Origin of the sequence: Myxococcus sp. AM009, from assembly GCF_013372605.1 — a bacterium.
GTDB classification, from domain to species: domain Bacteria; phylum Myxococcota; class Myxococcia; order Myxococcales; family Myxococcaceae; genus Myxococcus; species Myxococcus vastator.
In genome coordinates this window covers 1-3276 of sequence record NZ_JABXEP010000309.1, presented here as the reverse complement: position 1 = coordinate 3276, position 3276 = coordinate 1, and the positions used below count along the sequence as shown (strand labels likewise).

At 73.2% G+C, this 3276-nt stretch carries 3 protein-coding genes; all 3 read left to right on the top strand.

The annotated features are described in order from the left end of the window. A partial coding sequence (locus HV824_RS38010; RefSeq protein WP_303623454.1) for a HAMP domain-containing sensor histidine kinase occupies positions 1-993 on the top strand: 993 nt, incomplete at its 5' end. Positions 994-1034: 41 nt separating this feature from the next. Then, positions 1035-2042, top strand: a complete 1008-nt coding sequence (locus tag HV824_RS35325) for an OmpA family protein (protein WP_217918026.1) — start codon at positions 1035-1037, stop codon at positions 2040-2042. Between the two features lie 47 nt (positions 2043-2089). After that, the coding region (locus HV824_RS35320) for a response regulator (RefSeq protein WP_176425229.1) at positions 2090-3276 on the top strand (1187 nt) is incomplete at its 3' end.

Below are 3276 nucleotides of genomic sequence, written 5' to 3'. Positions count from 1 at the left end.
CTTCACCGCCTGCGTGGCCGCGCCGTACAGCCGCGCGTCTTCAATGGCCAACGCCGCGCACGCCTCCAGGCGGAGGACCTGCGCGATGAGCGCGTGCCGGAGGGCATGCCCTTCCTCCAGCGCTACGGGCCCCACAGCGTCATCGTCGTCCCCCTGGGCGTGCGCGGCCGGGTGCTGGGCACGCTGGGGGTGATGCGCGAGGCGCGGGGCCGCGAGTACTCGGTGGAGGAGCGCGCGCTGCTGGAGAGCCTGGCGGCGCGCGCGGCGTTGGCCATTGAAGACGCGCGGCTGTACGGCGCGGCCACGCAGGCGGTGAAGGCGCGGGACGAGCTGCTGTCGGTGGCGGGGCACGAGCTGAAGTCGCCGCTGAACGCGCTCCAGCTCCAGATTCACCTGCTGGCGCGCATGGCCCGGGACGCCATGGCCGTGGACGGGCTGGCGGAGCGCGCGGAGCGGGCGGCGAAGGCGGGCCAGCGGCTGGGGCTGCTCATCGATGACCTGCTGGATGTGTCGCGCCTCAGCTCGGGGCGGCTGGGGCTGAAGCGCGAGGAGGTGGACCTGGCGGCGCTGACGCGCGAGCTGGTGGGCCGCATGTCCGAGGAGCTGGCGCTGGCGGGCAACGAGGTGCGGCTGCTGCTGGACCGGCCGGTGACGGGGCAGTGGGACCGGCTGCGCCTGGAGCAGGTGCTGGTGAACCTGCTCACCAACGCGGCGAAGTACGGCGCGGGCCGGCCGGTGACGGTGGAGGTGGACGCGGTGGGCCCGGTGGCGCGGCTGTCCGTGCGCGACGAGGGCATCGGCGTGTCGCCGGAGGAGCAGGGGCGCATCTTCGAGCAGTTCGAGCGCTCCGCGTCGGTGCAGCACTTCAAGGGCCTGGGCCTGGGCTTGTGGATTACCAAGCGCATCGTCGAGGCCCACGGCGGCCGCATCCACCTGGCGAGCGAGCCGGGCAAGGGCTCCACCTTCACCGTGGAGCTGCCCCTGCCAGCGTGAGCGTCTGGACAGCCCGCACTCGCTGCGCTCTGGTTCCGCGGATGAAGACGCGCGCACTCCACCGACTGGCCCTGCTCGCCGCCGTGCTGGCCATGGCCGCCCCGGGCTGCCGGCACGCGCCCGCGCTGGAGCCGGGCCTGGACGCGGATGGGGACGGCGTCCGCAATGGGGAGGATGCCTGCCCCACCGTCCGCGGGCTCGCGAGGCTCCAGGGCTGCCCCGCGAAGGACACGGACGGGGACGGCGTGGAGGACGCGCTGGACACGTGCCCGCGTCGCGCCGGGCCCGCCTCGCGGGACGGCTGCCCCATCCGCGACTCGGACGAGGACGGCGTGGAGGACGCGAAGGACGCCTGCCCGCGGGTGTTCGGCCTGCTGGAGCGGCGAGGCTGCCCCGTCGACGACCCGGACCGCGACGGGGTGGAGGGCGCGGCGGACAAGTGCCCGGAGGAGCCCGGCCCCGCCTCGCGCGAGGGGTGCCCCGTCCGCGACGCGGATGGGGACGGCGTGCCGGATGAAGAGGACGCCTGTCCCGACGAGGAGGGCCTGCCCTCGCTGCGGGGCTGCCCGGAGCGGGACGTGGACGGCGACGGCGTGGCGGACCACCGGGACAACTGCCCGCGCGAGCGGGGCGCGCTGGACAACCAGGGCTGCCCGGCGGCGCGCAAGCAGCGCGTCGTCATCCGCCCGGACCGGCTGGAGCTGCTGGAGCGCATCACCTTCGCGCCCGGCACCGCCACCCTCCAGCCGCGCGTCCAGCCGGCGCTCGACAACGTGGCCGAAGTCCTGCTGCTGCACCCGCGGCTGGGCGTCATCGCCATCGAGGGCCACACCGACAACCGCGGGGAATCGGACGTGCAGCGGGAGGTGACGCTGGCGCGCGCGGAGGCGGTGCGGGACTACCTGGTGGCGCGGGGTGTCCCGCCGGACCGGCTGGAGGCGTGGGGGTTCGGCCCGGACAAGCCCGTCGAGTCGAATGAGACCTCCCACGGACGCGAGGCCAACCGCCGGATGGACCTCCGGGTGGTGGCGCCGCGCGGGCGTCCATGAGTCCCGGGCTCCCCGTGGGTGGGGGGTGTGGGGTACGCTCGCCCACCATGAGTGCTCCCAGCCCCCTGTTTGGTGACTTGCTGCTCAAGCTGGGGATTGTCTCGCCCAGCCAGGTGCAGGAGGCGCTCGCCCTCCAGGCCCTCACCGGGCAGCGCGTGGGGGAAGCCCTCATCTCCCTGGGCTACGTCACGCGGGAGCAGATTCAGGACGCGCTGGGAGAGGCGCTCGGGCTGCACCAGGACAAGAGCCCCCTGCAGCCCGCGCTGGGCGAGCTGCTGGTGGGGCTCAAGTACGTGACGCTGGCGCAGCTCGACGAGGCGCTCGCGCGTCAGCGCCGCGACGGCCGCAAGCTGGGCGAAATCCTGGTGGAGCTGGGCCACTGCACCTACAAGCAAATCTACGAGGCGCTGGGGCTGCAGAACCGCATCGCCGGGCGGCAGGATTTGCCGCGTCCCTCCTCCGACGGCCGCCGCCGCGTGGTGGTGGTGGACGACAGCCCGCTGGCCTGCGCCTTCGTGCAGGAGGGCCTGGTGGCGCTGGGCTACGAGGTCCTCTGCTTCCAGGACCCGTTCGAGGCCCTGGAGAGCATGGGCCGCATCCAGCCCGTCATCGTCCTCAGTGACCTGGAGATGCCCGGCCTGGACGGCGTGGAGCTGTGCCGCCGCCTGAAGGAAGGCCCCAGCCACGCGGTGCCCGTCATCATCCTCACCGCCAACGACGTGGAGGCGGAGCGCGTGCGCGGCCTGCGCGCCGGCGCGGATGACTACGTCAACAAGTCCGCGTCCATGGACGAATTGGCCGCGCGCATCGAAAGCGTGGTGCGCCGCACGGGCGAGACGGAGCGCATGCGCAAGCTGTTCGCGCGCTACACGTCCGACGCGGTGGTGGAGGAAATCCTCAAGAGCGCGGACGCGGTGGTGCTCACCGGCGAGAAGCGCGAGGTGACGCTGCTGTTCGCGGACCTCCGCAACTTCACCGGCCTGGCGGAGAGCCTGCCGCCGGAGCAGGTGGTGGGGGTGCTCAACCAGGTGCTCGGGCGGATGTCGGACGCGGTGCTCACCTGCGGCGGCACGCTGGACAAGTTCCTGGGTGACGGGCTGATGGCCGTCTTCGGCGCGCCGGTGGCCCGTCCGGATGACGCGCTGCGTGCGCTCCAGTCCGCGAAGATGATGATGGATGCGCTGACGGACCTGCGCATCGATCATCATCTTCGCGGACTGGAGCGCACGCAGCG

What these genes read in the sequence shown, in the direction of transcription:
- HV824_RS35325 (WP_217918026.1), top strand. Translation starts at nt 1,035, where the DNA reads ATGAAGACGCGCGCACTCCACCGACTGGCCCTGCTCGCCGCCGTGCTG.